Below are 24048 nucleotides of genomic sequence, written 5' to 3'. Positions count from 1 at the left end.
TGTGCGGCAGACGCCAGAGTCAGCCGACGAAGGGGGCATAAAGAATGCGTGACGCGGCGATATCCCGACACCTGCTGGCCTGGTACGATCACCACGCGCGCGATCTGCCCTGGCGGATCGGTCCCTCGGCCCGTGCGGCGGGGGTCCGGCCCGACCCGTATCGCGTCTGGCTGTCCGAGATCATGCTGCAACAGACCACGGTCGCCGCCGTCCGATCCTATTTCCACGCCTTCACGACACGCTGGCCCACGGTGGCCGACCTGGCCGCGGCCGAAGACGCCGAGGTCATGGCCGCCTGGGCAGGGCTGGGCTACTATGCCCGCGCCCGCAACCTGCTGAAATGCGCGCGGCAGGTGGTGGCCGACCACGGCGGCCGGTTTCCCGAGAGCCGGGCCGCGTTGCTGACCCTGCCGGGCATCGGCCCCTATACTGCCAGCGCCATTGCCGCCATCGCCTTTGACGAGGCGGCGACGGTGGTGGACGGCAACGTCGAACGGGTCATGGCCCGCCTGCACGACGTGCAGACCCCTCTGCCCACGGCCAAGCCCGAGCTGACCACCCTCGCCGCGCGTCACACGCCAAGCGATCGGCCCGGCGACTACGCCCAGGCGGTGATGGACCTTGGCGCGACGATCTGCACGCCGAAATCGCCCGCCTGCGGCATCTGCCCCCTGCGCGGGGAGTGCGCGGCCCGTGCCCAAGGCCACGCCGCCGATCTGCCCCGCAAACTGCCCAAGAAACCCAAGCCGACTCGCCGGGGCATCGCCTATGTCGCCCGGCGCGACGACGGCGCCTGGCTGCTGGAGACCCGGCCCGACACGGGTCTTCTGGGCGGGATGCTGGGCTGGCCCACGTCCGACTGGGACGAGGACCCGGCCCCCGCCCCGCCGATGGCGGCGGACTGGCAGCCGCTGGAGGCCGAGGCGCGCCATACCTTCACGCATTTCCACCTGCGGCTGGCGGTGCATGTGGCATCGGTTCCGCGGGATGCCACGCCCGACCGCGGGCGCTTCCACCCGGCCGGGGCCTTTCGGCGCAGCGACCTGCCCACGGTGATGCGCAAGGCCCATGACCTTGCCGCCGCGACGTTGCGCGACCTTTGAGTTTCCGGCCATTTCCCCTAGGTTGTGACCACCCCGACGTGTGAGGATCCCATGACCGCGACCGACCGCATTCCCAATTCCGAACTGACCCGGATCGGGCGCGCCCTGCCCTTCTGGGCCTCGCTCCTGCTGGTGCCGCTGGCGTGGCTGGCCGCCTTGCAGGGCGGCTGGTACATCGCGCTGCTGCCACTGGCAACATGGCACCTGTTCACGCTGCTCGACGCGCTGCTGGGCCGCTATACAGAGAATGCCGACCCCGAGACCGAGACGGCCCAGCTGTTCTGGTACCGCGCGATCACCCTGATCTGGACGCCGGTTCAGGCTGTCACGATCTTCGGCATACTGTTTCATGTCAGCCAGTCCGGGCACCTGCACCCGGTTGAGGAATGGCTGCTCTTTGCCGCGCTCGGCATCGCCTCGGGCACGATCGGCATCAACTACGCCCACGAGTTGCTGCACCAGAAGCCGAAGCTGGAACGCTGGCTGGGCGATATGCTGCTGGCGATGGTGATGTATTCGCATTTCCGCTCGGAGCACCTGCTGGTGCATCACCGCCACGTCGGCACCCCGCGCGACCCGGTGACGGCGCGCTACAACGAGGGGTTCCACCGCTATTTTCCGCGGGTGCTGCGCCAGTGCCCGCCGTCGGCCTTTCGCGCCGAGGCGGCGATGCTGGCGCGCAAGGGGCTGCCCTGGCACCACCTGTCGAACCCCTTCTGGCGCTACGCGGCGCTACAACTGGCCTTTGTTCTACTGGCGCTGGCCATCGGCGGGCCGTGGGGCCTGTTCCTGTTCCTGACACAGGCCTTCTGGGCGGTCTTTCAGCTCGAATTGGTCAACTACGTCGAACACTACGGGCTGACGCGCAAATACCTCGGCGACGGGAAATACGACCATGTCCAGCCGCGCCACAGCTGGAACGCCGCGCACAAGGCGTCAAACTGGCTGCTGATCAACCTGCAGCGCCATTCCGACCATCATTACAAGCCCGACCGGCGGTTCCCCCTGCTGCAGACCTATGAAGAGGACACAGCGCCGCAGCTTCCCTACGGCTATCCGGTCATGACGTTGGCGGCGCTGATCCCGCCGCTCTGGCGCCGGGTCATGAACCCGCGGGTCAAGGCGTGGCGCCGGCAGTACTACCCCGAGATCGAGGACTGGACCCCATACATACAGGGCACAACACCCATGCCGCGCGGGGCCAGTTAACTGTTCGCGATCTGGCCGCTGACCCAGGCCCAGCTTGACCGGCACATGTCGTCTAGGGTGCGGCGGGCCTCGAACCCGATGAGGTCGCGCGCCTTGTCCGGTCGCGCCGTAAGGACGGCCACGTCGCCCGGGCGCCGATCGACGATGTCATAGGGCAGATCGCGCCCGCAGGCGGCCGAATAGGCCCGGATCACCTCCAGCACCGTGGACCCTGTCCCGGTACCAAGGTTCACGGCGTGGCTTTGGCCCGTCTCGATCAGGGCATTCAGCGAAAGAACATGCCCCTGCGCCAAATCCTCGACGTGGATGTAATCCCGCACGCCGGTGCCGTCAGAGGTATCGTAGTCATCGCCGAAGACACTGATCTTGGGCAACTCACCGGTGGCGACCTTGGCGATATAGGGCATCAGGTTATTGGGAATGTCGCCCGGATCCTCGCCGATCAGGGCGGAGCGATGCGCGCCCACCGGGTTGAAATAGCGCAGGATGCCGACCGCCCAGCGCGAATCCGCCGCTGCCACCTGTTCCAGCGCGGTCTCGCCGGTGATCTTGGTGTAGGCGTAGGGTGAGGCATAGGTCCGCGGATGGTCCTCGGGAATGGGCTGGATATCTGTATCGCCATAGACAGTGGCCGAGGATGAAAAGACGATGCGCCGAACGTCCGCGGCCTCCATCGCGGCCATCAGGGTCAGAAGCCCGCCCACGTTGGTATGGATATAATCCAGCGGCTTCTGCACGCTTTCGCCCACGGCCTTGAGCGCGGCGAAATGGACCACCCCGTCGATCGCCTGCTCAGCGAAGACCCTGTCAAGAAGCACGCGATCCCGCACGTCACCGCGGTAAACCGTCACCGGGTGGCCCGAGATCCGTTCCAGCCGTTCCGGTACGTCGTCGCGTGCGTTCATGAAATTGTCTAGGATCACCACCTGGTGGCCCGCCTCGACCAACCTCAGGTAGGTGTGGGAGCCGATATACCCCGCCCCTCCGGTCAATAGAATCCGCGACAATTGCCTTCACCTCACTCGTATACTAGGCCATCCCGACCGGGGGTGCGCGTGTCCGAACACGGCATGACCGGCCGCTCGACCGGGTCAATCAAAAGGAAAAGCTGACGCCGAGGTTGATCGCGTTGGTGACCAGATTTGTTTCAAGTGTTCCGCCCGACCCGAGATCCATGGTGTGCATGGAATAGGTGCCCTGGTAGTCGGCAAAGACCGACCAGCTGTCACCGAGAGGGTAACTCGCCCCCGCGGTCCACCGCGCCGCCGGTCCGGTGAGTTGATATTCGAATGTCTTCTGGCCACGGTCCTCGACATCCACATGCGGAATGGCCACGCCGATACCACCCCCGACATAGGGCGTGACAGGCCCCCACTGACCCGGCCAGCGCCGCATGGCGTTCACCGTCAGGACGTTCACACCGTCGGTGAGTTCCAGTCTCTCGAAGCCGGACTCGGCCAGCGTCTCGTCATCGGCGTAGACCTTGGAATGGGTGAACTCGACCCCCCAGCCGAAGGTCTCGCTGCGCCAGCGGGTCCAGCGGAACCCATAGTAGACGGGCGCCTCGAAAGAGCGACCCTCCCAGCCGGCGGTGAAGTCGTCGCCGCTCGGAATGTCGCCGGTCACGACGCTATGCGGCGACTCCTGGACGCCGAGGTAAAAGCCGATCTCGTCTTCCGCGGCCGCCGCGCCTGCCAGAACCGAGGCGGCGAGGGCGGCCGCCGCGGCCCGCGCCCCGACTGTCGTTTGGGTCATTACACATCTCCACTGTTGATGTTCAGACTTAGTGGGGACGGTCGATTCCGGCAAGGCGGAAAACACTGGGCTTGCGGGGCAACGCGGCCGCAGGGCACGGGCGACGGGTCGGCCCGGTCGCAACTTGGCCCGCCCAAGGGCGTGCCATGGTCCCGGCCGCGGGCTCGGGTGAGCCCCCCTCGGGCTTACCCGGTCCGCATCTCGGCGCGAATCTGTTGGCGCAGCAGGTCGATGGGCACGGTCTTGCCATCCCGGCGGAAGTGCCAGTAGGTCCAGCCGTTGCAGCTGGGCGCGCCCTCCAGGTGGGCGCCCACCTGGTGGATCGAGCCCTTGACGTCCTCGCCGATCAAGGTGCCATCGGCGCGCACCTTGACCTTGTGGCGTCCGTTCATGCTCCAGAGTTCCTCGCCCGGGCGCAGCATGCCGCGTTCGACCAGCTGGCCGAAGGGGACGCGCGGCTCGGCCCGCTTGGGCGTACTGACCTGCAGCGCGTCGCGGTCGAACCGGCGGATATCGGCCAGGCGTTTCGCAGCCGCGGCGCGATAGCCTGCGTCGCGTTCGATCCCGATGTAATCGCGCCCCAGCATCTTGGCCACGGCCCCAGTGGTGCCGGTGCCGAAGAACGGGTCGAGCACCACGTCGCCGGGGTTGGTCGTGCCAACCAGCACCCGATGCAGCAGGCTTTCGGGTTTCTGCGTCGGATGCGCCTTGTCGCCGGCCGCATCCTTGAGCCGCTCGTGCCCGGTGCACAGAGGCAGCACCCAGTCCGAGCGCATCTGCGTGCCCTCGTTGAGCGCCTTGAGCGCCTCGTAATTGAAGGTGTAGCGCGACCTGTCGGTCTTGCTGGCCCAGATCAGCGTCTCGTGCGCATTGGTCAGCCGCTTGCCGCGGAAATTGGGCATGGGGTTGGACTTGCGCCAGACCACGTCGTTGAGAATCCAGAACCCCTGGTTCTGCAACTCGGCGCCCATGCGGAACACGTTGTGATAGCTGCCGATCACCCAGATCGCGCCGTCGGGTTTCAGCAGCCGCCGCGCCGCCGCCAGCCACGCGCGCGTGAAATCGTCGTAGATCTTGAAGCTGTCGAACCGGTCCCAGGCGTCGTCCACCGCATCGACACGGGAATTGTCGGGGCGGTGGAGATCGCCGCGCAATTGCAGGTTGTAAGGCGGGTCAGCAAAGATCAGATCGACCGACTCCGCGGGAAGGGTGTTCATGACCTCGATGCAGTCACCATCGAGAATCGCGTTGAGCGAGAGCGCCGGGGCACTCGCACCAGGGGTCTTGTTCATCGTTTTCTGCCTCTGTCCCGGCGGATTGTCCGCTCGTTCTTGGCAGCAAGAATGAGTCAGAGGCGATTCGGTGTCAAAAGTATTTTTGAATCAGGGGGTTAGGTTTTTTCTTGATACAAGATATTGTGCACCGGCCTGAAGGATCGCCTATGGTGTGGGCTGACACCGATATCTCGGAGCGCCTGCAGATGCGCCCGAGAGCCATAACCGGCGTTGCTGTCCCATCCATAGCCCGGGTGCTGTTGCGCCAAATCCACCATGAGCGCGTCGCGGCACACTTTCGCCACGATCGAGGCCGCCGCGATCGAGAGGCAGCGCGCGTCGCCCTTGACCACGGATTGCGCCGCGCAGGGCAGGTCTTCGGGAAGGCTGTTGCCGTCGATCAGCGCGTGATCGACGCCGTCCAGCCCGCCCACCGCGCGACACATCGCGAGATGCGCGGCGCGCAAGATGTTGAGCCTGTCGATCTCGGCGACGCTGCAATGCGCGATGCTGACCTCGGCCGTGGCGTGGATGTCGGCGGCCAAGGCGACGCGCCGCCGGGCGGTCAACCGCTTGCTGTCCTGCAGGCCTGGCGGAATGCGGGCCGGGTCCAGGATCACCGCCGCCGCCGTGACCGGCCCGGCCAGCGGCCCGCGGCCGACCTCGTCCACCCCGGCAATGCGGGCAGCCCCGCCCCGGCGGGCGGCGTCTTCCAAGCTGAAATCGGGCGCCTCTGTCATGCCCCCGAAAGATCAGAGCTTGGTGTCCTCGGCAAGGTCACGATCCGGTTTCGCATCCCCCCGCCGTCGGTCGCGCATCGATCTGGATGCGGCGTCGCGCTTGATCACCATCAACTCAGACACGTCAAAGTAGGCGAGTTCGGCAATTCCGGGAATGTAGGGATCTTTGGTCATTTCAGGCCTCATCTTTCAAGGTGTGGCCTCCCTAGTTCGAAAATTACGCCATGCAGGCGCATGTCACAACGCTGATCAGGCCTGACCATAAAGACCCTCGGCCGGGTGCCACGCTTGGGCAACTTACGCGCTGACGGGGCGAGCGCCGCCCGGCCCCGTCATGCCGGTGCCCTGGCCTTTCAGTGCCGCATCCGGTCGATCCGGAAGCCGGCGTGGCGCAGGCAGCGCGGGGTGTAGCCGTGCCGCAGGTGGCGCGGTCCGCGGACCGAGATTTCGCAGCGCTCCGGCAGGCGGTTCGCATGGGCGTAATGGCGAGTCATGCAGCGCTTGCCGAACATCCGGACGTGGCCGTGGCGCGTGCGAACGCCGGTCAGGCAGCGGGCCGGCACGATCCGCCAGCCGGGATCGCGCCGCGTGGTCCGGGCGGTGTCGCGATCGTCGTTGTGCTGCGCGACCGCCGCCCCCAGCAGGAAAAGGCCCAGCAGGCCGATGACTTTCTCCTCATCCGACAGCGTCGCATGGGCGGGGGTGGCGGTCACGGTGGTCAATCCAAGGGTCAGGGCCAGCACGGCGGCCGAGGCTGTCTTCAACATGGGGGGCGGTCCTTTCGGTCAGGGCGTCGGCCCGCCGCGGGCCGATCGATGCCCCCATGCTGGCCGCGGCCCCACAGGTCGCTCAATATCGCGGCGCCGTTATCGGATGACGGGCGAGACAATCGGCGCGATATTGCATAGCATGGTTCCGAAAAGGCAGTGATCGCGCATGAAACACGGTTTTTCCCTTCTGGTTGTTGGCCTGATGGCCGCCGGCCCTGCCGGCGCCGATTGCTATGCCGACTACAAGGCCAAGCGCGACGATCCGCTGCGCCTGCATTACGGCGTTGCCGAGCTTCGCGGCGCCTGCACGACAGAGGGTGCGGCAGAAGAGCTTGCGCCGCGGCTTGCGGCCGATGACTGGCAATTGTTGACAATCCTCGGCGTCTTCAAGGCGGCCGGGTTGGAGGAAAGGCGGGACAGTGCGGGAGACTACTTCCTCCGCTATTGAGGCACGGCAATGGGGCAACCGGGTCGTGCTGGCGGGCATCGTCGCGATCGTGGCCATCCTCGCGTTGGCCGCCGCCGTCCTGTTTCTCAACCTGCCCGACGCCAATGCCTTCAACGCGCGGGTCGAGCGGCTGTTCGTCGAGAACGACATGCTGACCGGCCAAGCCGAGGTCAAGCTGCTGGAAATCCTCGCCCAGTCCGGCACGGCCTTCTCGGAAACGCTCGACAGCTATCGCTTCGTGATCTTCGTGCTGCTGGTCTTCGCCACCGCGCTGCTGATCGCCGCCGTGGCCTTCCTGGTGATGCTGATAGCGCTGAACCGCCGGATGAGCCTGATCGAACGACAGGGCATCGAGGTGAACACCCTTATGATCGCCCGAGACCAGAAAACGGTGATGCTCAACAATTTCGAGTTCAAGCTGACCGACGCCGCGATCGAGACGCTGGCGGTGCTGGCCGAGGCACGCATGGACGACGAGGTGCTGTCGGGCGCCGAGATCGAGGCGGTGATCTCGGGGCGCAGCGCCGCGCAATGCGACGAGGCCGCGGGCGCCACCCGCATCAAGCGCCTGCGCGACTCGCTCGGCAACCAGATGATAAGCGAACTGCTGGTAAAGAACGTGGCGCGCAAGGGCTACATGCTGGCCATCGACAAGGCCGTGATCCGCATGGTCTGAGGCCGCGGCGCTAGATTACCACGCTTTCGTCGAAGCGCTCGCCGCGCAGGATGCGGTCGATATGGAAGGGGCGCAGGTCGAGCGTGCGATAGCCCCCAAACGCTATCAATTCGGCCAGCCCCCGCCCCATGCCCGGGGCCTGTTGCAGTCCGTGGCCGGAAAACCCGTTCATGTAGAAGAAATTGCCCACCTCCGGGTCCGGCCCGAGGATTGCGTTGTGGTCGAAGGCGTTGAAGGCATAGTGCCCGGCCCATTCGTTGATGACCCGGATCGCCTCGAAGGCCGGGATGCGCGCGGCAAGCGCCGGCCATACGACGTCCATCCAGACGTCCGAATCCATCGCGAAATCGTCGGGGTCGGCGGGCAAATCCTCGGCAGTATGCCCCCCGGCCAGATAGGTGTCGGGGCCATCCTGCCTCACGTGCACGCCCGAGGGGTCGACGGTCAGCGGCAAGGTCGCGGGCAGGGTCCGTTCCGCCTTGAACACCCAGGAAAACCGCTTGCGCGGCTCCACCGGGATCGCGCGCCCCGCCATGGCGGCGACCCGGGCGGCGCGCGGCCCGGCGGCATTGACGACCGTTCCGCAGGCAATGCGCCCGCCGCCCGCAAGGCGCACCGCCTCGACCGCCGTTCCGGCGCGGCTCACCTCCAGCCCCGTGACCTCGCCCGCGACATACTCGACACCCTGCTCGCGGGCCTTGCGCCGGAACCATTCGAAGACGCCGCCGCCGTCCCAGTAGCCTTCATCGCGGGTATTGTGACTGCCCAGAACAATGTCGTCCAACGCGTAGAAGGGATAGGCCGCCGCTATTTCATCGGGCGTCATCAGGCGGGCCGGCACACCGCAGTCACGTTGCGCGGCGTGAGCGCGCCGCAGGCGGGTGGCACCGGACTGATCCCCGGCCAGGTAGAGATAGCCGAAGGCGTGTATCTGTTGATGGGGAACGCGCGCGTCACCACCCATGTAGGCCGGAAAATCGCGCAGCACCTCGGCCGTGTGTTGCGACAGGCGGATGTTGAGCGCATTTGCGAACTGCTGTCGGATACAGGAGTTCGTGTGCGCCGTGGAACACGACGCAAAGCCTGGGTCGCGCTCGACCACCAGGACAGATCCGTCGAAATCCGGCGCCACGGCCAGGTTCCAGGCCAGCGCCGAGCCCATCATGGCCCCACCGACGATCACGACATCGTAGCTGTCCCGTTGCGGGTCATTGGGAAACTGGGGCATGATCAACCACCGATGACGGGTCCGTTCAGCATGGCGTGTCCGCAAGGTCGCCGTAAAGGGCATTCGGCGCGCGCAGCATGTTCAAATGTGCCGGGCTTTGCTAGGCAGGGGCACGCAACCCGAGGGAAACGCCAGATGAGCACGCCGGTTCTTATCCTCAACGGCCCCAACCTGAACCTGCTTGGCCAGCGCGAGCCCGAGACCTACGGACGCGAGACGCTTCAGGATGTCGCGGCGCGCTGCGCGGGCGTGGCCGAGGACCTTGGGCTGAGCGTGGAGTTGCGCCAGTCCAATCACGAGGGCCAGCTGATCGACTGGATCCAGGAGGCCCGCACCGAGGCCGCCGGGATCATCATAAACCCGGGCGCCTATACCCATACCTCGATCGCGATCCTCGATGCGCTCAATGCCTACGAAGGGCCGGTGATCGAATTGCACATCAGCCAGGTGCACCGCCGCGAGAGCTTTCGCCACCAGTCTTACGTCAGCCGCCGCGCAGACGCTGTTATGGCGGGGGTCGGCGTGCACGGCTACGACCTGGCCCTGCGGCATATCGCGACCCTGCTGGCATGATGCTGGCGACCCCGGCAGGATTCGAACCTGCAACCTGCCCCTTAGGAGGGGGCTGCTCTATCCGGTTGAGCCACGGGGCCGCTGCGCCCTGAATGCCCGGATTGACGGGCTGGGGCAAGGGCTTGGACACGGCCGCCGAAGCGCGGTAACAAGGCGAACCAGACATTGCACAGGCCGGACAGTTGACCAGATCGAACAAGCGCCCGCTCACGCTGCGCGACGTCTCCGAGGCCTCGGGCGTCAGCGAGATGACCGTCAGCCGGGTGCTGCGCAATAAGGGCGACGTCAGCCGGGCCACCCGCGACCGGGTGCAGGATGCCGCCCGTGCCCTGGGCTATGTGCCCAACAAGATCGCCGGTGCGTTGGCCTCGCAGCGGGTCAACCTGGTGGGCGTCATCATTCCCAGCCTCAAGAACATGGTCTTTCCCGAGGTCCTGTCGGGCGTTTCGGCCGCGCTGGAGGGCACCGACCTGCAGCCCGTGGTCGGCGTGACGGACTATTCCCCGGAGAAAGAGGAAAAGGTCCTTTTCGAGATGCTGTCCTGGCGGCCCTCGGGGATCATCATCGCCGGGCTGGAACATACCGAGCCCGCCCGCGCCATGCTGGAACGCGCCGGTATTCCCGTTGTCGAGATCATGGATACCGACGGCGAGGCGGTGGATGCCAATGTGGGCATTTCCCATCGCCGCGCCGGGCGCCTGATGGGCGAGGCCATTTTCGAGGCGGGCTATCGCCGGATCGGGTTTCTTGGCACCAAGATGCCGCTGGACCATCGCGCGCGCAAACGCTTCGAGGGTCTGACCCGGGCGCTGGCCGGCCACGGAATCGAGATCGCCGACCAGGAATTCTATTCCGGCGGCTCGGCGCTGTCCAAGGGCCGCGAGATGACCGAGGCCATGCTGGCGCGCTCGTCGGACCTCGATTTCCTGTATTATTCCAACGACATGATCGGGGCCGGCGGCTTGCTCTACCTGCACGATGCGGGGGTCGATATCCCGGGCCGGATCGGGCTGGCCGGGTTCAACGGCGTAGAGCTGCTCGACGGTCTGCCGCTGCAGCTGGCGACCATGGACGCCTGTCGCGCCGACATCGGCGAGGCCGCGGCACGGATCATCGCCGACCGCAACGCGGGAACGGTCAAACAGGCCGGTCAGCGGATCGAGCTGGAGCCTAAGCTGGCACCGGGCCAGACGCTCCGGCGCGGATAGCGCAGGCGCCGGGCCCGGCCCGGAAAAAAAGCTGCAGGAGCGGGACACGTTTGATCTGCGTCAATGATCGCGCCCCGGCTTATGCAATAAATAACATGTTTACATGTTTCTCCGGTTGCAGCCGGAGAAGGGAACGCGGCGACTGCCCTGCGCAGCCGCCTCCCCTGCGGCGCCCCACCGGTTCCCTGGGTGTGTCGCGGGGGCGTTCCGAAAGACCCGAAGCGAACGGAGAGTGCCGTGCCCGACGATAAATCGCCCCTCGCCCACCATGCCGCCGCGCCCAGCCGCCGCGCGTTCCTTGGACTGGCCGCCGGCGGGGCCGCCTTCGCCGCCGCCGGGGCCGGGCGTGCCCAGCCGGTGCGGACAAGCGCGCGGATCGTCATCATCGGCGCCGGGGCCGGGGGCACGGCGCTGGCCAACCGCCTCGTCGATCGGCTTGACGGGGCCGAGATCACCCTGATCGACCCGCGCCCGCAGCACCTCTACCAGCCGGGGCTGTCGCTGGTGGCCGCGGGCCTCAAGCCCGCCGACTATGTCGTCTCGCGCACCGCGGACTGGCTGCCCGACAACGTGACGCTGATCGCCGAGAAAGCCGCCGCCATCGACCCCGAGGGCAAGACCGTCGCCACCGAGGGCGGCCGGACCCTCAATTACGATTTCCTCGTGGTCGCACCGGGGCTGATACAGGACTACGACGCCATCGCGGGATTCGACCTCGACATGGTGGGCGAGAACGGGATCGGCGCGCTTTACGCCGGGCCGGATCACGCCGCCCGCACGTGGCAGGCCGCCGCACGCTTTGCCGAAGAGGGCGGACAGGGCCTGTTCACCCGCCCGTCTACCGAGATGAAATGCGCCGGCGCGCCGCTCAAGCATACCTTCCTGATCGACGACATCGCCCGCCGGGGCGGCAATCGCGGCAAGGCGGAATTCCTCTATGCCGCGCCGCAGACTGCGCTTTTCGGGGTGCCCATCGTGGCCGAGAAGGTTCGGATGCTCTTCGGCGACCGCAACATCGACACGGCCATGCAGCACACCCTGCAGGCCATCGACCCCGGCGCCAAGCGCGCCACCTTCGCCGATGCCGATGGCGCGCCGGTCGAGATGGACTACGATTATATCCACGTGATCCCGCCCCAGCGCGCGCCCGAGGTGATCCGCCAGTCCGGCCTGTCGTGGGCCGACAAGTGGACCGACCAGGGCTGGGTCGCATGCGACCAGCACAGCCTGCGCCACCTGCGCTACGACGACATCTGGGCGCTCGGCGACGTGGCCGGCGTGCCCAAGGGCAAGACCGCCGCCAGCGTCAAGTGGCAGGTGCCCGTGGTCGAGGACGGCATCGTCAGCGCCATCGCGGGCCGGGACCCGACCGAGCGCTACAACGGCTACACCTCCTGCCCGATGATCACCCGTGTCGGGCGCGCCATGCTGATCGAGTTCGACTACAACAACGACCTGACGCCCTCGTTCCCGGGCTTCATCGCCCCGCTGGAGGAACTCTGGATCAGCTGGCTGATGAAAGAGGTCGCGCTCAAGGCCACCTACAACGCGATGCTGCGCGGCCGCGCGTAAGGAGAGATCGACATGCAAGAGCTTACCCTCGGCACCCTCATCGCCGTCTTCGAGGAGATCTTCGGGCGTGGCCTGTTCTGGATCATGGTCGCGCTGGCCGGGCTGGTGACACTGGCCTATGCCTACGTGCTCGTGCGCGACCACGCGGTCAGTTGGCGCAAGTTCCTCTGGGCGCAGCTTTCCATGCCGCTGGGCGCCGTGGCCGCGGTCTGGTTCCTGCTGGCCATGACGGACTCGCGCCTGTCCGACATGGGCGGCCCCATCGACGTGATCGTCCTGCTGGGTGTGGGCGCCCTGGGCGCGGTCGGGCTGGCGATCCTGGTCTATACCGTGCAATCGCTGCTTCGCCCACCAGCGCGGGACCGCTAGGGCCTCTTCCACTGGCGCGCGGCCGCTGCTAGGACACGTCCGACCGTCGCAAAGAGAGGCCCGCGCGCCATGACCTTCGACCGTTCGATCAAGATCGCCCCTTCGATCCTGTCGGCCGACTTCGCCGATTTCGGCCGCGAGATCTGCGCGATCGAGGCGCAGGGCGCCGATTGGGTCCATGTCGACGTGATGGACGGCCACTTCGTGCCCAACCTGACCTTCGGGCCACCGGCAGTGGCCGCCGTTCGGCACCATGTCACCACAGTGATGGACGTGCACCTGATGATCGCGCCAGTCGATCCGCATATCGACGCCTACGCGACCGCCGGGGCCGACATCCTGACCGCCCATGTCGAGGCCGGCCCGCATATCCACCGCACCCTGCAGGCCATCCGGGCCGCCGGAATTAAGGCGGGCGTCGCGCTCAACCCCGGCACCCCGGCCGAGGCCGTCGCGCACCTGCTGGACCTGACCGATCTGGTCTGCGTCATGACGGTGAACCCCGGCTTCGGCGGGCAGAAGTTCATCGACATGAGCGACAAGGTGCGCGCCCTGCGCGCGATGATCGGCGACCGCCCCGTCCACATCGAGATCGACGGCGGCATCGACCCCGCAACAGCACCGCTTGTCACCGCGGCCGGGGCCGACGTGCTGGTGGCCGGCTCGGCGGTGTTTCGCGGCGGCTCCGCCGATGCCCCCGCCGCCTACGGCGACAACATCCGCGCCATCCGCGCCGCCGCTACAGGGTAGTTCAACCTGGCACGTTCGTCCCGCTTACCCCTGAAGGCAACTCTTAGAAGAGCGCGTTTTCACGATACCGTTTGACGGCAACGTGGCCATGTCGCTGGCTGTTGTCACGGTCGCAACCGCGCCGATCGGCGCCCCGGCGCATCCCGTGACCGAGGGCAGCAGAACACATGGCGTTCATTTCTTTTCGGATCACGTGGAGCGCCACCCTTGCATGTTGCGGTTTGATCCATGGTGCATGATCGACCTCTGATACAATGTTGCCTTGCTGTCTGGCGCGGGCGAAAGCTATCCCAAGGCGCTGCGCGGCAAGACCCTGTAGTCGACGTTCCATTGTTCGATGGGAATTCGCGCGTCTCTGAGCGCACGGAGGGTTACACCGTTGAGCTCCGCGTTTCGGAGTCTGTCAGCGAAGTTCTCGCAGAGACCATTCTCCCGGGGTGGTCCCGGCGCGATGAATTTGGCACCGACGGCCGCGACCTGCTCCGGCACTTTGCGGGCAATGCATATTGGACCTTTATCCGCTCGGCTGATCGAGGGAGAACCGCGCAGGATGAACAGGTCGGTCGGCGTATCCATGATGTCAGTGGCGTTGCGCTTACGCCCGACAGGGATAATGCAGGCCCCTTTGATGATTGCGTCGATCATGTTGGGCGTGCGGCCGGTCACGGCCGTCCTCGGTCCCGTCCTGAGCGACGTCCCGCGATCGGACATGGTCGGATGCTCCGGCCGAGGTCGGGCGCACGCGTGTTCGTTGCGCCACAGACGACCTTTCCAGGATTTTTCCGCGGGTCCTTCAGCACCCCGCACACCGCCAGACGCGTTCGACACGCCTGTGCGTGATATGCCAACCTGCGTCGGCCAGTTACCGTTCGATACCCGTGGCGCCCTTACTGGGACGCCAACTCAAGAGATCCGCAATGCGCCGCCCCTTGTCAGAACGGTCTTGCGGCCCCTTGCGTCGGGTTGACCGCTGCTGTCCCAATCTACGGCTGGCGCGGCGCGCCACTCAGGGGCTGGCGGGGAAAGCAGAGATCGTGGCGCGGACCGTGCCTTGCACACTGCCGATGTCGGAGCCTAGGAATTGCCAGAACTGGCCGGTCTGGTTCGCTGGCAGGATGGCGTTATCGGGGATAAGCGCGGCGGTGCTGAGCGGCTGCGGGCTGGTCAGTGCCATGACGAGAAAGCGCGCCCCGGCGTCGGCCCCGCTGCGCGTTATGAAGGCGTTCAGCGCGCGGCGCGATCCGGGCCCCCAGATGCCATCAACCCCGACCCGGTAACAGCCCAGCCGTGCCAGCTCGGTCTGGACCGCGCGCGGCAGATCGTCAGGGGCAAAGAAAAGGTCGGTCACGTCCTTGCCGGTTAACCGAGAGCCGCGGCCGAGCGCGGGCGCCGCGCGTAGGGTCCGCGAGGGATCAAGCGCGGTGGGCACGAAGCTTTCGCGGCTCGCCTGGATGCGGGCGATCGGAGCGTCGGCCACCGCCGGGCTGATCTGCGCGTCCCGCGCCGCGACGGCGGCGACAGTCACCCCGCGCGATGCGGGCTGGGCTGCAGGGGTGGATTGCTCAGGAGCGGTTTCCGACGCCGTCTCGTCGTCCTCGATATACTCGAACGTGAATCGCGGTGTCTCGGTTGTCGTGGCCCCCGCGGCCTGATCAGCATCGGCTGTCGCCATGGGTTCGTCCGGAGAGGGAGTGTCGGTGCCGTCAGTGACGCCGTCACCCGGATCAACCGGTTCAGCCGCGGCCGTCTCGGCGGTGTCAGCGGGCGGCGCGTCTGCGAGTGGGTCGGATGCGGCGGTGTCTGCAGTCTTTCCGGTCCGGTCAATCGAGGCGGTATCGGCGGCTTGCCCGGCGCTATCCGTGGTTGCGGTTGGATCGAGATTGCGGGCGACCGTCGCCGGGTCGAGCCGCGCGCCCTGACTGCGCCAGATATCGAGCAGGAATTCCTGCCGCGCCTCGGGCAATGCCGCGAGCCGGGCGAAATCCTCCGCGTCGGGCTGAAACGGATGCAGAAAAAGAGGTTCCGAAAGGCTCGACCTGATCCATGGGGTCTGACGCCCGTCGCTCGTACTGCTTATGCGAGCAGCGAGGTCCTGAAGCGCCGGCTCCAACGGCTGACCGGAGAGGGCGAACACCTCGCCAAGTTCGAGTGTGAAATCGGTTCCCGTCTCGCCCGATATCCGGCCGCCGGGTTGCGTGGCCATCACCAGAATTGCGTCGCGGACAGTTGCGGGCACACCGAGCCCGGATGCCATCCGTGCGGCCAATGGCGGCGTCAGGTCGATGCGGCGATTTGCGTCCAGCACAACGACCGCCGGTCGCGCGCCAGTTGCGAGCCGGTCCAGAAGCGGGGCCAGCGCCAGCCCTTTGGCAGCTGCCGTGCCAGGGTCGTCAAGCGGCAGGTCAATCGGGGCGATCAGGTTGGTGCCGTCAACGCGCAGCCCGTGACCGGCGAAGTAGAACAGAACCACGTCGGCGTCGGCAGCGCGGTTGGCAAAGCTGTCAAACGCCGCTGAAAAGGTGGCGCGATCGCTGTTAAGCAGCAATGATACCTCGAATTGCTGCTGCTCCAGCTGCGCGGCAATTTCTCGTGCATTTCGGCCGGCTTGCGGTCGCGGTGTTAGCGCGTCGTAATCGGCGTTTCCCACAACCAAGGCCAACCGTGTGCCCTCGGCACGGGCCACCGCACCGAGCGCAACCAGTGCCGCGCCGAGTATCAGGGCGTTCAGCAATGCCCCCGGGCGACAGCGACGGCGACCATTGACTAGGCGGGCGACCATTGACGACGCGTCCATCTTTATCCGAGTGCAGCTTATCGGAATTGTCCCGCCATGACGAGTCCCGCCGCGGCCTGTTGGCCAAGGGTTTGCCGGATTGTCTGGCGGCTGCTACCGTCCTAGGCGCAAGCTTTACGTCGTCTGGATTCCCGTATCATGCTCACCTGTCTGTCCCGATCAGCCGCCCTGCAGAGCGAGGCGCTCGTCCGATGAACCTGGAAGAATGTCTCGCACCGCTCTCCGAAGAGGACAGCTGCGGCCCCGATCTGTACGAGAAAGGTGACAGCGCCTTCGAAAGCTACCTGCTCGACGCCGAGGAACGGCTGCCGCAGAGCTTTTTCGGGGGCGATGGCAACCCGCGTCTTGCTCCGGGCGGGATCGACCTCGGGGCCGAGTGGGAACGGGTGGCCGGGCTTCTGGCGCGTTCGCGCGACCTGCGGCTATTGGCCAGCTACGCGCAGTTCTGTGCGTTGGCGCGCGACCTCGCGGCGCTTGCAGATTGTCTGGACCTGATGGCCGGCTTGCTCGAGGCGTTCCCCGACGCTGTACATCCGCGCATTGCAGAGGACATCATCGACCGAAACAATGCGCTCGAGCTTTTGGCCAGCCGTGCCACGGTCATCATGCCGCTGGAATTCACGCCGCTTGTGCGCGACCGACGGCTGCTCGATATCAGCCTTCGCAAGATCCTGCTGGGCCGTGGCGAGCGAGAACCGCAAGGCGATGAGGAGCCCGGCGATGCCGAGGCGATGGTCGCGGCGTTGCGCGCAGCGGAAAATGCCGATGCGGTGGCAGCGAACCATGCCGCGCTGACGCGCATCAAACAGGCGGTGGGTCGGCTCGAGGCGGTCTGCCTGACGAACGAGGCCCAGCCTTTTCGGCCCAATCTAGAGGATCTGCACGCACGGCTCGACGAGCTGATGACGCTGCTGGCCGAGGCGCGCCCGAAACTCGGGGACGGGTCTGACGATGAAACTACGGAAGCGGGCGAAGGCGATGATGTGCCCGCGCACACCGGTGCCGATGCGGCAGAGCCGGATACAGTGCCGGCGGCGGCCCCCGGGCGTATCGCGGACATGGCGCAGGCGCGCGCGGCGCTCGAGGCGCTAGAGACCTATTTCCGCACCCGCGAGCCGTCCTCGCCCAGCCTCATCTTGGTGCGCCAGGCCCGCAATCTCGTCGGGCGTCCGCTGATAGAGGCGATGGAGATCCTGGTGCCGGAAATGTCGGCGCGAGCGCGCATCGATTTCGGCCGCGAGAGCGGCTTCTTGCTGGGCATGGACCGGATGCGCGCCCTGTCGGAGATGGACAGCGAAGGCGAGGTGGCAAGCGCCGATCCCGCCGAATTCGCCTTGTCGGACCGCAAGGAGGCTGGGGCGCTGATGAGCGCGCTCGAGGCGTATTATACCAGTTATGAGCCCTCGAGTCCGATCCCGGTCCTGCTCACGCGCGCGCGACTCTCTCAACCAGAGCTTTACAGCCATCCTGGCTGAATTCCTGCCCGCGCCGGAATGAACGCTTCCCATGGATGATGCCGGGTGGCCGGCGGCCGACGCCCGGTTGGCTTCGATTGCAGCACGGCTTGGCGCTCTCAATGGACTCACCTCGGCCACGGTGTATGGCAGCGCTGCGGAAACCGACGTGCCACGACGCCAGGTTTCGCCGGCTCGCGCGGGAAAAGCTGGTCATCACACTGGGTATGCGGAAAGCGTTTGTGACCAGCATCCGGTGATCGTCGGCCAGCAGCGGCGCAGCCGTTTGTAGGTCCGACCCTCATTGAGGTCCCGGTGTCCCCATCGATCCGAGCGGGCGATATAATCATCGCAGCTCGATACGGAGGTTCCTGAAAGCGCCGATACGGGCTGAGACATCAGGTTACGGGCCCCCGCCGGCGCAGAAGACTATCGCAAACTGGCACGAGGGAGATCAGCATTACCAGGATCAGAACCGCCCAGTCAGCCCGTCACGCCAAACCGACCACGCGCGTCCTAGCAATTTACTGCAGCGTAGACGCTTGCAGCTAAGTTTCTGGAAACAGTGGTGAGCCGTGCAGGATTCGAACCTGCGACCCACTGATTAAAAGTCAGTTGCTCTACCAACTGAGCTAACGGCCCACTGAACCGCGTCTTTAGAAAGGGCATGGGCAGGGGTCAACCCCGGAATCGATACTATCGCTGGATTCGCCTCGCAGCCTCTACTATACGCCCCCGCATGGGCGTGACGGACCGCAAATCATTGGCCTTCATGAAGATGCACGGGCTCGGCAACGACTTTGCCGTCATCGACGCGCGGGCGGGTGCCCCGTGGCCGTCAGAGGCAACGATCCGGGCCATGGCCGACCGGCACAGGGGCATCGGCTTTGACCAGCTTGCCGTGATCGCGACAGCGGACGAGGCGGACGCCCATCTTACCTTCTACAACGCCGATGGCTCGCGCTCGGCGGCTTGTGGCAATGCGACCCGCTGCATCGCGCGGCACCTCATGGACGAAAGCGACATGTTGGCACTGACCCTGGCCACCGCCCGGGGGCAGCTGGCCGCGCGCGACGCGGGCGATGGCCTCACTTCGGTCAACATGGGGGCGGCCCTGACCCGCTGGGACGCGGTGCCGCTGGCCCGCGAGATGGACACGTTGGAATTGCCCCTCGACGGAACCCCGACCGCCACCGGCATGGGCAACCCGCATTGCACCTTCTTCGTGGCGGATGCCGAGGCCGTGGACCTGGCCGCGCGCGGCCCCGAGATCGAGCATCATCCGCTGTTTCCTGAGCGCACCAACGTGCAGTTCGTCCATGTGATCGGGCCGGATCACCTGCGCATGCGGGTCTGGGAACGCGGCACAGGGATCACCCTTGCCTCCGGCTCGTCGTCCTGCGCCACGGCCCATGCCGCGCACCGGCGCGGGCTGACGGGCCCGGACGTGCGCCTCGAGCTTGACGGTGGGACGATCCATGTGCGCATCGCCGCGGACGGCATCTGGATGACCGGGCCGACGGCGCATGTCTTCGACGGGGTCTGGCATGGCTGAGGCCCCGCAATTCACCACGCTGGGCTGCCGCCTCAACGCCTACGAGACCGAGGCGATGACGGACCTGGCCCGGCAGGCCGGGCTGGGCGAGGCCATGGTGGTGAACACCTGCGCCGTCACCGCCGAGGCCGTGCGCAAGGCGAAAAAGGAAATCCGCCGCCTGCGCCGCAGCAATCCCGCGGCGCCGCTGATCGTCACCGGCTGCGCCGCCCAGACCGAGCCCGAGACCTTCGCCGCCATGCCCGAGGTGACCCGCGTCATCGGCAACACCGAGAAGATGCAACCCGAGACCTGGGCCGGGCTGGCCCCTGACCTGATCGGCCGGACCGAAACAGTGCAGGTCGACGACATCATGTCGGTGCGCGAGACGGCCGGCCACCTGATCGACGGGTTCGGCACCCGCAGCCGCGCCTATGTGCAGGTGCAGAACGGCTGCGACCACCGTTGCACCTTCTGCATCATCCCCTATGGCCGGGGCAACTCGCGGTCGGTCCCGGCGGGGGTCGTAGTGGACCAGATCAAGCGGCTGGTGGGCAAGGGCTTCAACGAGGTCGTGCTGACCGGAGTGGACCTGACAAGCTGGGGCGCGGACCTGCCCGCGCACCCGCGCCTGGGCGATCTAGTCATGCGAATCCTTAAACTTGTGCCCGACCTGCCGCGCCTGCGCATCTCCTCCATCGACTCGATCGAGGCGGACCCGGCGCTGATGCAGGCCATCGCGGACGAGCCGCGCCTGATGCCGCATCTGCACCTGTCGTTGCAGCACGGCGACGACCTGATCCTGAAACGGATGAAGCGCCGCCACTTGCGCGACGACGCCGTCGCCTTTTGCGACGAGGCGCGCCGCCTGCGCCCGGACATGACTTTCGGTGCCGACATCATCGCCGGCTTCCCCACCGAGTCCGAGGCGCAGTTCGAAAGTTCGCTTAAGCTGGTCGCGGACTGCGGCCTGACCTGGCTGCACGTCTTTCCCTATTCCAAACGGGCGGGCACCCCGGCGGCGCGCATCCCCGACCAGGTGCCCGGCCCGGTGATCCGCGAGCGCGCGGCGCGGCTGCGCGCGGCCGGGGCGGACCGCGTGCAGGCACATCTGGCCGAGCAGGTCGGTCGGACCCATTCGGTGTTGCTGGAAAACAGCCGGATGGGCCGGACCGCGCAATTCGCCGAGGTCGCCTTTGACGCGGACCAGCCCGAGGGCGAAATCGTGACCGCCCGGATCACAGGCACGGCCGGAGAGCGGCTGGTCGCCTGACCGCCGCAGGGCCCGGGCCGCCGACGCGCTGAACGCCGCCGCCCTGCGCCCCGACGCGCGCCAGCTGGCTGCGCTGATGCGCGAGCCGCCCCACGAGGAGGTGTAGAGTGGAAAGGGGCTTTCGCTGCGCGATTCCCCAGGGCCTACCGGCGGGGCGAAGCGGACCTCGTCGCAGCTCGCGCCAAGGTCCGCTTTTACTGTTGTCCCCCAGTGCAAGAGCGCCGGGCCAGCATGAGTTTGGCGTATTGCGTAGCCTATTGACGCTCGCGCGTTACGCGGCCTTCTCCCCGAAAGCGCGCGCCAGGTTCAATACGCGGCGACGCGGCAAGAACGGCACGAGCCAGTTCATGGTAAAACGCAGCTTGCGGTCGTTGATGACAAGCAAGTCTCCTCGCGTCATCGCGTCATAGCCGATGCGGGCCACGTCCGGTGCCGTTGCGACGCCCTGTTGCACACCGTTCATATCTGTCATGTCGCCACGCTCGAAGAACTCGGTTGCCACGGCCCCCGGTGCCAGGTTCGTCACTGTAATGCCCTTTTCTTCAAGCTCGTTCGCCAAGGCGAGACTGAATGAATTCACGAAGGCTTTGCTCGCATGGTAGGTCGCTTGGAGAGGGCCCGGGATCATGCCCGCCGTCGACCCGACATTGAGAATGCGGCCGCTCCCACGCGCGATCATTTCGGGCAGGACCAGATGCGTAAGCGTCATGAGCGACTTGAGATTCACCTCCACGATGCCAAGCGCGGTGTCCAGATCAATGTCGGCGAACGCGCCGTGTTGGCTGAAGCCCGCATTATTGATCAGGATATCCACCGTCAGGCCGGCTGCCTTGATATCCGCATGAAGGCGCTTGGTTCCCTCCACGCTGCCGAGGTCGGCCGAAAAAACATGCGCCGTGATGCCATGGGCCTGTTCGAGTTCTGACTTAAGTTCGTCCAGCGCGGTCTGGCGTCGGGCGACAAGGATGACATCCCCACCGGCTTTTGCGTGCAGTCGGGCGAGTTCCTTGCCAATCCCGGCGGAGGCTCCGGTGATAAGTGCTGTATTGGTCTTCATCGTTTTTCCTTGCAGTTTGTCGGCGCTTGTTTACCCATGTATACGATCGCTTACATATAGCCGCTGCCTGAGTCAACAAGTGCTTACAAAAATGGGTGACGCCATGCAGGAAGATCAAACTCAACCCGACACCCCGAAACGCCGGAATGCCGAAGCAACGAAGGAGGCGATCCTTTCAGCGGCGCAGCGTCTGTTCAGCGCCCATGGCTACGATGGCGTTGGCACGCGCGAGATCGCAGCACAGGCCGGGTGCAATGTGGCGCTCGTCAGTCGCTATTTCGGATCAAAGACGCACCTGTTTCGCACGGCGCTCAAGGGCTGTGTGGATTTCGATCCCATGCTGGCGCTTCCCCGCGAACACTTTGCGGAAGCCCTCGCCGATCACCTGCTGTCCAAGGAAAAGAACCTTGCTGCTGCCGATCCCATGTACGCGGCGTTGCGCTCTTCCACCTCGCCGGAAGCGACCCTGATTGCGCGCGAGGAACTCAGCGACCGGATGACCCGTGTCTTGGCGGACTACCTGGGCGGCGGTCCGCAGGCGGAACGGACAGCTGCGCTGATCCTGAGCTTGATGGCCGGTTTTGATGTCGGGCGTCATCTTATTGGAAACCACGCCCTGGAACCCGTTCACGATCAGCATTTGCGTCCAATGCTGGCCGCGGCGATACGCGCAGTCATTGAAGCCGAACCTGAGGATCTGCCGAACGGCTGAAGGCACTTCGCCGCACAGCCTCGGGACAGGAACAAGATGACGCTCTGCGGCTGGCTTCAAGGGCCGGCGATTGCTGGCAATTGAACCTCCCCATCCAGACCATGGCCCAACACGCCAACCTGCACTACACTGACACACCGACGAATCCCGCAAGGACCGCTCCCATGAAACTCATCTGCGCCTCCGCCTCTCCCTATGCGCGCAAGGTGCGCGTGTTGATCCGTGAGGCGGGCCTCGAGGAGGCCATTTCCGAGCAGGCGGTGACGACAAGCCCTCTGGACAGCGCGCCTCAGGCCCTGGCCGCCAATCCGCTGGGGCGCATTCCGGCGCTGATCCGGGCCGAGGGACCGGCGCTATACGACAGCCGCGTAATCTGCCGCTACATCGACAGCCTGGCCGAGACCACCTTCTACCCCGAGGCCCGCCTGTGGGAGGTCCTGACACTGGAGGCGACGGCCGAAGGCATCCTCGACAGCGCCGTGGCCATGACCTACGAGGCCCGCCTGCGCGGCGACGCCGCCTGGCCGGACTGGATCGAGGCGCAATGGGCCAAGATCGACCGTGCGCTCGACGCGCTCGAGGCGCGCTGGATGAGCCACCTGTCCGGCCCCGTGACCATCGGCCAGATCGCCACCGGCTGCGCGCTGGCCTACCTCGACTTGCGCCAGCCGGACCGCGACTGGCGTGCGCAGCGCCCTGCCCTGGCCGACTGGGCCGGGCGATTCTCGGCCCGGGCGACGATGCGTGCCACTACTGCGGAGTGAGCCCGCGCAGCGCACCGGACCCCGTCATCGCGACAATTTGGCCCTCTGGACAGGGGTGCCACACGCCGCATCTGTTCCCTGCGACCGATTGGAAACTGGACTGCACCCGCATGGGGCGCTAAAAGCTGCGAGAATATCGCCATCTCAGGCGGCCCAAGACGATGCGAATGGCCCAGTCCCCCGGCCGGGCGTGAAGGAAATCGGAGTAGAACACCGTGTCAAACGCAGAAGACCACGAAGGAACCCGCCGCGACTTCATCTATTACGCGACCGCCGGGGCCGGCGCCGTCGTGACCGGCGCCGCCGTCTGGCCGCTGGTCAACCAGATGAACCCCTCGGCGGACGTGCTTGCGCTGGCCTCGATCCGGGTCGACGTCAGCACCGTCACCGCGGGCAGCCAGATGACCGTGCTGTGGCAGGGCAAGCCGGTCATCGTGCGCCGTCGCACCGAAGAGGAAATCGCCCGCGCGCGCAGCATTGACGACGTCGAGAGCCTGCCCGACCCGATGGCCCGCAACGAGAACCTCTCGACCGAAGTCGCCGCACTGGACGAAAATCGCACCCTCGACGAGGCTGGCGAATGGCTGGTCCAGATGGGCGTCTGCACCCACCTTGGTTGCGTGCCACTGGGCAACAATGCCGGTGATTTCGAGGGCTGGTTCTGCCCCTGCCACGGGTCGCACTACGACGCATCGGGCCGCATCCGGAAAGGACCGGCCCCGGAAAACCTTCCGATCCCCGTCGCATCCTTCGTCGACGACGTCACCATTCAGCTGGGTTAAGGA

General features: G+C 66.2%; 26 protein-coding genes and 2 tRNA genes. 16 read left to right on the top strand and 12 right to left on the bottom strand.

The window, feature by feature from the left end; translation table 11 throughout:
- Nucleotides 1-44: 44 nt before the first annotated feature.
- Both mutY and BU124_RS02375 read left to right on the top strand, forming a co-directional pair.
- Nucleotides 45-1103 carry an A/G-specific adenine glycosylase gene (gene mutY / locus BU124_RS02380; protein ID WP_084860846.1) on the top strand — a complete coding sequence of 353 codons (1059 nt, stop codon included), beginning with the start codon at nt 45-47 and terminating at the stop codon, nt 1101-1103.
- A 51-nt stretch (nt 1104-1154) separates the two neighbouring features.
- Nucleotides 1155-2312 carry an alkane 1-monooxygenase gene (locus tag BU124_RS02375; protein WP_084860845.1) on the top strand — a complete coding sequence of 386 codons (1158 nt, stop codon included), beginning with the start codon at nt 1155-1157 and terminating at the stop codon, nt 2310-2312.
- On the opposite strand, the gene galE is transcribed toward BU124_RS02375, so the two are convergent.
- From galE to BU124_RS02350, 6 genes are all read right to left on the bottom strand, one after another.
- On the bottom strand, nt 2309-3319 hold the full coding sequence (gene galE, locus BU124_RS02370) for a UDP-glucose 4-epimerase GalE (RefSeq protein WP_084860844.1): 1011 nt from the start codon (nt 3317-3319) through the stop codon (nt 2309-2311). The two genes, BU124_RS02375 and galE, sit on opposite strands and share 4 nt — an antisense overlap.
- Nucleotides 3320-3407: 88 nt before the next feature.
- Complete coding sequence (locus BU124_RS02365) at nt 3408-4067, bottom strand: outer membrane protein (RefSeq protein ID WP_084860843.1); 660 nt, start codon at nt 4065-4067, stop codon at nt 3408-3410.
- A gap of 185 nt (nt 4068-4252) precedes the next feature.
- Nucleotides 4253-5359, bottom strand: coding sequence for a site-specific DNA-methyltransferase (locus BU124_RS02360; RefSeq protein ID WP_084860842.1), 1107 nt, complete (start codon nt 5357-5359; stop codon nt 4253-4255).
- Nucleotides 5360-5457: 98 nt separating this feature from the next.
- Nucleotides 5458-6081 carry a ribonuclease HII gene (locus BU124_RS02355; protein ID WP_084860841.1) on the bottom strand — a complete coding sequence of 208 codons (624 nt, stop codon included), beginning with the start codon at nt 6079-6081 and terminating at the stop codon, nt 5458-5460.
- A gap of 12 nt (nt 6082-6093) precedes the next feature.
- The gene (locus BU124_RS14720) at nt 6094-6255 is read right to left on the bottom strand and encodes a hypothetical protein (protein ID WP_179141849.1); all 162 of its coding nucleotides are present in this window, start codon (nt 6253-6255) and stop codon (nt 6094-6096) included.
- Nucleotides 6256-6434: 179 nt separating this feature from the next.
- Nucleotides 6435-6848 (bottom strand): hypothetical protein, encoded by a 414-nt coding sequence (locus BU124_RS02350; RefSeq protein WP_084860840.1) that lies wholly within the window; start codon nt 6846-6848, stop codon nt 6435-6437.
- A gap of 169 nt (nt 6849-7017) precedes the next feature.
- Between BU124_RS02350 and BU124_RS02345 the strand changes: the two genes are divergently transcribed.
- Nucleotides 7018-7299 (top strand): hypothetical protein, encoded by a 282-nt coding sequence (locus BU124_RS02345; protein WP_084860839.1) that lies wholly within the window; start codon nt 7018-7020, stop codon nt 7297-7299.
- The gene (locus BU124_RS02340; protein ID WP_179141848.1) at nt 7271-7975 is read left to right on the top strand and encodes a winged helix-turn-helix domain-containing protein; all 705 of its coding nucleotides are present in this window, start codon (nt 7271-7273) and stop codon (nt 7973-7975) included. Before BU124_RS02345 ends, BU124_RS02340 begins: the two co-directional genes overlap by 29 nt.
- A gap of 10 nt (nt 7976-7985) precedes the next feature.
- Here the strand turns inward: BU124_RS02340 and BU124_RS02335 are convergent, their stop codons facing one another.
- Complete coding sequence (locus tag BU124_RS02335) at nt 7986-9203, bottom strand: NAD(P)/FAD-dependent oxidoreductase (protein ID WP_084860945.1); 1218 nt, start codon at nt 9201-9203, stop codon at nt 7986-7988.
- 135 nt (nt 9204-9338) lie between these two features.
- Here BU124_RS02335 and aroQ point away from each other — a divergent pair, with 135 nt between their 5' ends.
- Nucleotides 9339-9776, top strand: coding sequence for a type II 3-dehydroquinate dehydratase (gene aroQ / locus BU124_RS02330; protein WP_084860837.1), 438 nt, complete (start codon nt 9339-9341; stop codon nt 9774-9776).
- Nucleotides 9777-9779: 3 nt separating this feature from the next.
- On the opposite strand, the gene BU124_RS02325 is transcribed toward aroQ, so the two are convergent.
- A tRNA-Arg gene (locus tag BU124_RS02325) sits at nt 9780-9856 on the bottom strand.
- A 102-nt stretch (nt 9857-9958) separates the two neighbouring features.
- Here BU124_RS02325 and BU124_RS02320 point away from each other — a divergent pair.
- The 5 genes from BU124_RS02320 (at nt 9959) to BU124_RS14715 (ending at nt 13925) form a co-directional block, all read left to right on the top strand.
- A complete protein-coding gene (locus tag BU124_RS02320; protein ID WP_084860836.1) occupies nt 9959-10984 on the top strand; it encodes a LacI family DNA-binding transcriptional regulator in 1026 nt (341 codons plus the stop codon).
- A 237-nt stretch (nt 10985-11221) separates the two neighbouring features.
- On the top strand, nt 11222-12556 hold the full coding sequence (locus tag BU124_RS02315; RefSeq protein ID WP_084860835.1) for an NAD(P)/FAD-dependent oxidoreductase: 1335 nt from the start codon (nt 11222-11224) through the stop codon (nt 12554-12556).
- A gap of 12 nt (nt 12557-12568) precedes the next feature.
- The gene (locus BU124_RS02310) at nt 12569-12925 is read left to right on the top strand and encodes a DUF5368 domain-containing protein (RefSeq protein WP_084860834.1); all 357 of its coding nucleotides are present in this window, start codon (nt 12569-12571) and stop codon (nt 12923-12925) included.
- A 69-nt stretch (nt 12926-12994) separates the two neighbouring features.
- Complete coding sequence (gene rpe / locus BU124_RS02305; protein WP_084860833.1) at nt 12995-13675, top strand: ribulose-phosphate 3-epimerase; 681 nt, start codon at nt 12995-12997, stop codon at nt 13673-13675.
- 88 nt (nt 13676-13763) lie between these two features.
- A complete protein-coding gene (locus tag BU124_RS14715; protein ID WP_179141847.1) occupies nt 13764-13925 on the top strand; it encodes a hypothetical protein in 162 nt (53 codons plus the stop codon).
- A 35-nt stretch (nt 13926-13960) separates the two neighbouring features.
- On the opposite strand, the gene BU124_RS02300 is transcribed toward BU124_RS14715, so the two are convergent.
- Together BU124_RS02300 and BU124_RS02295 are read right to left on the bottom strand one after the other, a co-directional pair.
- Entirely contained in the window at nt 13961-14341 is a 381-nt protein-coding gene (locus tag BU124_RS02300) for an integrase core domain-containing protein (protein ID WP_179141846.1), read from the bottom strand.
- A gap of 340 nt (nt 14342-14681) precedes the next feature.
- A complete protein-coding gene (locus tag BU124_RS02295; RefSeq protein WP_179141845.1) occupies nt 14682-16406 on the bottom strand; it encodes a caspase family protein in 1725 nt (574 codons plus the stop codon).
- 254 nt (nt 16407-16660) lie between these two features.
- Here BU124_RS02295 and BU124_RS02290 point away from each other — a divergent pair, with 254 nt between their 5' ends.
- Nucleotides 16661-17944: a type VI secretion system protein TssA gene (locus tag BU124_RS02290; protein WP_084860830.1), complete on the top strand. Its 1284-nt coding sequence runs from the start codon at nt 16661-16663 to the stop codon at nt 17942-17944.
- A gap of 545 nt (nt 17945-18489) precedes the next feature.
- Here the strand turns inward: BU124_RS02290 and BU124_RS02285 are convergent.
- Nucleotides 18490-18565: transfer RNA gene (locus BU124_RS02285), tRNA-Lys, on the bottom strand.
- A 97-nt stretch (nt 18566-18662) separates the two neighbouring features.
- Here BU124_RS02285 and dapF point away from each other — a divergent pair.
- Together dapF and mtaB are read left to right on the top strand one after the other, a co-directional pair.
- A complete protein-coding gene (gene dapF, locus BU124_RS02280; protein ID WP_084860829.1) occupies nt 18663-19478 on the top strand; it encodes a diaminopimelate epimerase in 816 nt (271 codons plus the stop codon).
- Entirely contained in the window at nt 19471-20730 is a 1260-nt protein-coding gene (gene mtaB, locus BU124_RS02275; RefSeq protein WP_084860828.1) for a tRNA (N(6)-L-threonylcarbamoyladenosine(37)-C(2))-methylthiotransferase MtaB, read from the top strand. Before dapF ends, mtaB begins: the two co-directional genes overlap by 8 nt.
- A 271-nt stretch (nt 20731-21001) precedes the next feature.
- On the opposite strand, the gene BU124_RS02270 is transcribed toward mtaB, so the two are convergent.
- Complete coding sequence (locus BU124_RS02270) at nt 21002-21787, bottom strand: SDR family NAD(P)-dependent oxidoreductase (RefSeq protein WP_084860827.1); 786 nt, start codon at nt 21785-21787, stop codon at nt 21002-21004.
- A gap of 103 nt (nt 21788-21890) precedes the next feature.
- Between BU124_RS02270 and BU124_RS02265 the strand changes: the two genes are divergently transcribed.
- The 3 genes from BU124_RS02265 (at nt 21891) to petA (ending at nt 24045) form a co-directional block, all read left to right on the top strand.
- Nucleotides 21891-22499 (top strand): TetR/AcrR family transcriptional regulator, encoded by a 609-nt coding sequence (locus BU124_RS02265; RefSeq protein ID WP_179141844.1) that lies wholly within the window; start codon nt 21891-21893, stop codon nt 22497-22499.
- A gap of 164 nt (nt 22500-22663) precedes the next feature.
- Nucleotides 22664-23263 (top strand): glutathione S-transferase, encoded by a 600-nt coding sequence (locus BU124_RS02260; protein ID WP_084860826.1) that lies wholly within the window; start codon nt 22664-22666, stop codon nt 23261-23263.
- Nucleotides 23264-23478: 215 nt separating this feature from the next.
- Nucleotides 23479-24045 (top strand): ubiquinol-cytochrome c reductase iron-sulfur subunit, encoded by a 567-nt coding sequence (gene petA / locus BU124_RS02255; RefSeq protein WP_084860825.1) that lies wholly within the window; start codon nt 23479-23481, stop codon nt 24043-24045.
- Nucleotides 24046-24048: the final 3 nt, after the last annotated feature.

Origin of the sequence: Salibaculum halophilum (assembly GCF_002094885.1) — a bacterium.
In the GTDB taxonomy this organism is placed as follows: Bacteria; Pseudomonadota; Alphaproteobacteria; order Rhodobacterales; family Rhodobacteraceae; genus Salibaculum; species Salibaculum halophilum.
Note: the sequence above shows the minus strand (reverse complement) of the source record. Positions and strands in the feature narration are given on the sequence as shown.